This is a genomic window from Bradyrhizobium sp. Ken01 (genome assembly GCF_055807355.1).
Genome location: NZ_JBVVPC010000105.1, coordinates 1 through 5,895, shown reverse-complemented (window position 1 = coordinate 5,895; position 5,895 = coordinate 1). Strand labels below are relative to the sequence as shown.

The following is a 5,895-nucleotide window of genomic DNA, read 5'->3' as shown; positions in this document are numbered from 1 at the left end:
GCGCATGCCTCATGAGCTGTCTGGTGGCCAGCAGCAGCGCGTTGCATTAGCCCGTGCGCTTGTGTTCCGTCCAGGTGTAATTCTTATGGATGAACCGCTCGCTGCGCTCGACAAGCAGCTTCGAGAGCACATGCAGCTCGAATTGAAGCGTCTGCAGAAATCTCTCGGGACAACAGTAGTCTTCGTCACGCACGACCAGGGCGAAGCGCTCACAATGTCCGATCGGATCGTGGTGATGAATGAGGGGAGGGTCGAACAGATCGGGACGCCAGAAGAAATATATGAGACGCCGCGAACCCGCTTTGTTGCGAGCTTCATTGGTGAATCCAATTTCCTCGATGCTCATCTCGTTGAAAAAGGGGGGCAAGGTGCGGTCCTCGATGTCGCTGGCCTGCAGGTTCGTTCGACGTGGCAGGGTTTCCAATGTGACCCGGGTGCGGTGACCCTCATGATTCGACCCGAGAAGATTGTTCCTCTTGGCGCTGGCGCGCGCGCTGACAACGAATTCGATGGCGTAGTCGAAGAGGCTGTCTACTGCGGAAATGTCGTCAAATGTCGTGTCCGCTTGCGCGCTGCTCCATCGGTGCTTCTCACTGTGGCGGCGCCGCGCCATGCCTGCTCCCCGCGATTACAAGTCAACGAGCTGGTGAGAATTGGGTGGGACGCGCGTGATGGGCGACTTCTTTGCGAGGAGGCGAAATCCGCAAGCCAAGGTGTTGTCGAGGACCACGAGGCCCGGCCGGCTCTGTCGCCCGTCACCACGGCTCCAAATCGCATGTCAATCCTGCCTTCATAAGGGAGAGAGTTCATGACGTACTACCCAAGTCGGTTGTCCCGACGGCAGGCGCTCAAGCGCTTGAGCACCGCAGCGGGTGGGGCAGCGTTCACGCTAGGCTCTCCGGGGATTTTGAAGGCGCAAGCGTCAACGCTAGTCGTGGTTTCCGGTGGGGGGTCGTATGAGGAGGCCTTCCGCAAGGCCGTTATTGAGCCTTTCCAGAACGAGACGGGCATTAAGGTGACGTATGTGTCTCCAGCCGACGAGGCGAGACTAAAGGCTCAGGTCGACAGCAACAACGTCCAGTGGGATGTGTTGGAGCTGGCGTCCCCCGCGTTTAGACCGGATTCGGCCAGGTACGTAGAAGAAATTGATTACGAGGCGTTCGACAAGGAAACGCTGGACAATCTTGTGCCTGAAGCGAAGACGAAATACGCGGTGGGGTCATACGTCTACAGCAGCGTGATGGGCTTTTCGACCGCCGAGTACCCAGCCAACAAGCCCCGCCCGAGCTCATGGGCGGCGTTTTGGGATGCCAGCAAGTTTCCGGGGCCACGGTCGCTTCAGAGCGCAGCTCCTGCCACGGTTGAATTTGCGTTGTTGGCTGCCGGGGTACCAAAGGCAGAGCTGTACCCCATCGACTTTGACAAAGCATTCGCGTCGCTCGAGCGCATCAAACCGCACATAACGAAATTTTGGACAGTCGGGGCCGAACCAGGTCAGCTCCTGTCTGACCGCCAGGTCGCGATATCGTCGGTGTGGAATGGCCGCGTGCAAGTCCTCAAGAACCAGAGCGCTGGTGTTGATTACCAATGGAACGAAGGGCAGCTTAACCCGCTCTACTGGGTCGTACCGAAGGGCACAAAGAACCGGGCCGCGGCCATGCGGTTTGTGGCTTACCAGGCAACCGCGCAGGCCCAAGCGCGCCTGAACAACCTGATCTTTTACGGTCCGTTCAATCGAGCTGCCTTCAAGTACATCGACCCGAAGATCGCTCCCCAGCTGCCCACGGCGCCTGCGAACCTGGAGAAACAATTCTTCACAAACCTAGCATTTTGGGGAGCCCAATCGGCATTCGGAAAAACCAATGCCGAAGTGCTCATCGAGCGCTGGACCAAATGGCTGGTGCGTTAGATGGGTACTCTGTACCATAGGTTAAGAGAGGCCATTGCATGGCCGCTCCACAATCGCGAAGCTTCGTTGTTGCTTGCTCCGGCGGCGCTGTTGCTCGGGCTATTTTTCTTCGTTCCGCTCGCGGGCGTCCTCTCTCTCAGCCTGTTCGATCCGGGCCCCACCTTGGCGCACTTTCATGAGTTCTTGGGTAACCCGACGAACTGGATCATTCTCTCCCGCACGTTCGCGCTCGCGATCGAAGTTACCCTGATCTGCCTTCTGCTGGGATATCCGCTAGCGTATTGGATCGTCTCAGCCCGTCCGTGGATCGCCGGCGTGCTACTGCTTGCAGTGGTGTTGCCCTTTTTTACGAGTTATCTCGTGCGTACCTACGCTTGGATGGTACTCCTCGGACGATTTGGTGTCGTCAATCAGCTATTACTGGCGCTTGGCCTGACCGAACGACCTGTCAATCTCATCTATAATCAGTTCAGCGTACTAGTCGCGATGGTCTACATCCTCATGCCGTTTACCGTGCTGGTGCTCACCAGCGTGATGAGAGGCATCCCGTCCAATCTGACGCGCGCTGCCGCCTCGCTAGGAGCCTCCGCGGCCCAAAACTTCTTGCGTGTCTTCCTTCCTTTGAGCGCGCCGGGCGTGATCGCGGTCGGGCTCCTGGTCTTCGTGTTCGCACTTGGGTTCTACCTCACGCCCGCGCTACTTGGGGGCCCCAATACAGTCTTACTGCCTATGCAGATTAACACTTATGCGAACGAGACACTTAATTGGCCGCTTGCGGCCACGGCCGCTACCGTGCTGCTCGCGATCACACTAGTTCTATATACCATCTCAAACCACTTTGTCGGTACCGAACGGCTCCTGGCTTCGCAACACGGAGCTGGTCTTTCAACGGGCTCAACTGCAACTCGTTCAACAAGTGCCTACGTTCAGTTCATCGACGCGCTTACCAAGGTCATACGCGCTCTCGGCGGTCAAGTCCCCGCCGTGGTACAAAGGGGTTGGAATTATGTGGGCGCGGCCGCTGGAAAAACGGTGTTTTATGGCGTCGGATTGGCGGTGGCTATGTTCCTCATTAGTCCGATCCTTATCATCGTCCCAATATCGTTCAGCTCTTCCCGCTTCCTAGACTTTCCTCCTCCAGGCTTCTCATTGCAGTGGTATGAAGCTTATTTAACCAGCGGATCGTGGACTGCGGCGACGTTGCAAAGCCTAGCTGTTGGCGTGCCGACGGCGCTCATTAGCCTCGCCATAGGAACAGCTGCGGCGATGGCCATCGTGCGGGGCAGTCCGCGAATGCGCCGCATCGGCTACCAGCTCTTGCTCGCGCCGATGATCGTGCCTGGGATCATTAGTGCGTTAGCAGTCTATTTCCTCTTTGCACGACTGCATCTCGTCAATACGTCTGCCGGACTGGTCATAGCGCACAGTATCGGCGCCGTCCCGCTGGTGGTGATCATTGTCGCCGCGAGCCTACAGGCCCAAAACGTGCGCCTTGAACATGCTGCCGCGAGTCTGGGGGCTCCACGCATCGTTACGATTTGGCTGATTGTGCTCCCGCTTATTCGTCCGGCGTTGATCGTGGCTGGGTTCTTTGCCTTCTTGGGATCATTCGACGAATTCATTTTCTCCCTGTTCCTGAGCGGACCAAACACTATGACCCTCCCGATCAAGATGTGGTCGGGAATTCGGGAAGAGATCACCCCCACGATTGCTGCGGTTTCAAGTCTTCTGATCGCGCTCACCGTCATTGTTTACGGCGGGATCGGATTCGTGCGCCGAGCGGGGGACCGAAACATTACGCTGCAAGAAGCAGTGAAGAAATGAAGGAGACTAACACTGTGGCTGAAACTGCAACTCTGACTTTGGACTTTTCTGCCGAGGAATACCGAGCGCGCCTTAAGCGCACTCAGGAGGAAATGCGAAAGCATGACCTCCCTGTTATTCTCCTTCACCAACCGGAAAATATCAATTATCTGAGCGGTCTCGATCAGATCGGTTACTTTTCATATCACGCCTTAGCGGTTCCCAGCCAGGGCGACCCTGTGCTTATTGTGCGGGACGTGGAGGTGCCGACGGCGCACAGCACATCCTGGGTCAAGAGCCACACAGTCTACGCGGACGCTGCTGATCCTCTGCCCGTTTGGCTCGACGCGTCGCGCAGAGCCCTCGATGATCTCGGGTTCGCAGGTGGGCGCGTCGGTGTGGATGAACACTCATGGTTCTTGACGGTGGAACGATGGAAGATGCTGCAGGCGCTGCTGCCGAAGGCAACATTGGTTCCAGAACCTCGTATCGTTGACCACCTGCGCTTGATCAAATCACCGCAAGAGATTGAATATTTGCGCGGTGCTGCTCTCCAAGCTGAGGCGGCCATGCGAGCCGGTATCAACACCATCGCGCCTGGCGTCAGGGAGCGAGAGGTTGCTGGCGCCGTGTATATCGCTCAGATGAATGCTGGAGGAGCAGCCCATGGCGGCATCATCACGTCTGGGGAGCGGACGAAACTCATCCACGGAGGCGGTTCAGACAGGGTCTTGGAACTAGGCGACCCTGTCTATTTTGAGCTCAATGGGTACCATCAAAGATACTGGGCCCGTATCATGCGCACCGCCATTGTCGGTTCGCCGAGCGCTGAGCAGCAAAGGGCAGCCGACACAATCATCCGCATCCAAGACGAGGCTATTGCGCTTATGCGCCCGGGTACGCCGGCCGGCGTGATCGACCGCGCTTGCCGCACTCCCCTCCTAGCCTCGGGGTTACGCGATTCCTACACCAATCGCGCGGGCTATTCCCTCGGTCTGAACCACCGACCATCTGCAGGTGAGTTCATACGCGAGTTCGTTCCGGGCGTGGAATGGGTGCTGCAGCCGGGGATGGTGTTTCATATGCTCATGATGGCAGCCGGTTTGGGCTTCAGTGAGACGGTGCTGGTTACAGAACAAGGGCCGGAACGCCTAACCGCGATGGAGCGCAAGCTCTTCTTCCGTACCTAAGGATCATCCACTATGACTCAACTCTCGCGATCCGTAATAGGTATCGTCAGCAACTTCGACGTGGAGAAGAACGGCTACTTCAGTCCTGCACACTATGTACGTGCAATCGAGAAAGCCGGCGCGCTTCCAATCATATTGCCGTATGTCAAAGCCGATGATGTGGAAGCTGTTCTCGACCAGATTTCCGGTCTTGTGCTTACTGGCGGCGGGGATTTTCCGACAGAACTTTACGGCGCGTCTCCGCACCCGACCGTTCGGCGATTTATTCCGGAACGCGACAATTTCGAATTCGCACTTACCCGTTCAGCGCTCGATCGGACTATGCCTATTCTCGGCATCTGTCGGGGGATGCAGATTCTTAACGTTGTGGCGGGAGGCACAATTTACCCGCACACCCTGGATGAGCTTACAAACGTGATCGATCATCGTGATGGTACGCCATTGGATCAAACCGTCCACGAGGTTCGCCTGGAACAGGGCACGCAACTATGGAGGCTGTGTGGAGAGCAGTCATCGTCCTTCCGAGTAAACAGCCTTCACCACCAAGCTATCAAGCAGCTTGCTTCTGAATTCGTCGTTTGCGCGCGCGCCGACGATGGTGTCGTTGAAGCGATTGAGGCCCCGCGCCGGCCATTTGTGATCGGCATACAGTGGCACCCAGAATTCATGTACGACAGTGAGCCCGCCTGTCGTCGCCTGATTGATGACTTCGTGAAAACCTGCAGCTCTCCTGCAAGAGAGCCCGCATGAGCGCGCGACTTAGCATGCGCGTGCAGAATCACGCGCAAGTCCCCCAAGGCTAGCGGAAACATCACACGATACTCGAGATCCAGCGAAGGACGCGGAATGGACGCTTCAGCATAGGTTGAGCCCCTTTTAAAAAGGGGCCCCTTTTTCACCCAAACAACTTGATCTATTGGAGCGCCCTGGTGCGAGCCTTAATTGAACTTGGCAACTTCGTTAGCAACTTCCCCGCAAGTGCATTACCGGTGG

The 5,895-nt window shown here is 57.0% G+C and carries 5 protein-coding genes; all 5 read left to right on the top strand.

The window, feature by feature from the left end; translation table 11 throughout:
- The first annotated feature begins 4 nt into the window (after positions 1-4).
- Genes AC0L3S_RS38640 through AC0L3S_RS38620 form a run of 5 tightly spaced genes read left to right on the top strand, consistent with a single transcriptional unit; the run spans position 5 to position 5,652 of the window.
- Positions 5-796, top strand: a complete 792-nt coding sequence (locus AC0L3S_RS38640) for an ABC transporter ATP-binding protein (RefSeq protein WP_473285129.1) — start codon at positions 5-7, stop codon at positions 794-796.
- A gap of 12 nt (positions 797-808) precedes the next feature.
- Complete coding sequence (locus AC0L3S_RS38635; protein ID WP_259219332.1) at positions 809-1,909, top strand: ABC transporter substrate-binding protein; 1,101 nt, start codon at positions 809-811, stop codon at positions 1,907-1,909.
- Positions 1,910-3,733 (top strand): ABC transporter permease subunit, encoded by a 1,824-nt coding sequence (locus AC0L3S_RS38630; protein ID WP_259219333.1) that lies wholly within the window; start codon positions 1,910-1,912, stop codon positions 3,731-3,733. It begins immediately after the preceding gene.
- Between the two features lie 14 nt (positions 3,734-3,747).
- On the top strand, positions 3,748-4,902 hold the full coding sequence (locus tag AC0L3S_RS38625) for a M24 family metallopeptidase (RefSeq protein WP_259219334.1): 1,155 nt from the start codon (positions 3,748-3,750) through the stop codon (positions 4,900-4,902).
- A gap of 12 nt (positions 4,903-4,914) precedes the next feature.
- Positions 4,915-5,652, top strand: a complete 738-nt coding sequence (locus AC0L3S_RS38620; RefSeq protein WP_259219335.1) for a gamma-glutamyl-gamma-aminobutyrate hydrolase family protein — start codon at positions 4,915-4,917, stop codon at positions 5,650-5,652.
- The last annotated feature ends 243 nt before the right edge of the window (positions 5,653-5,895 follow it).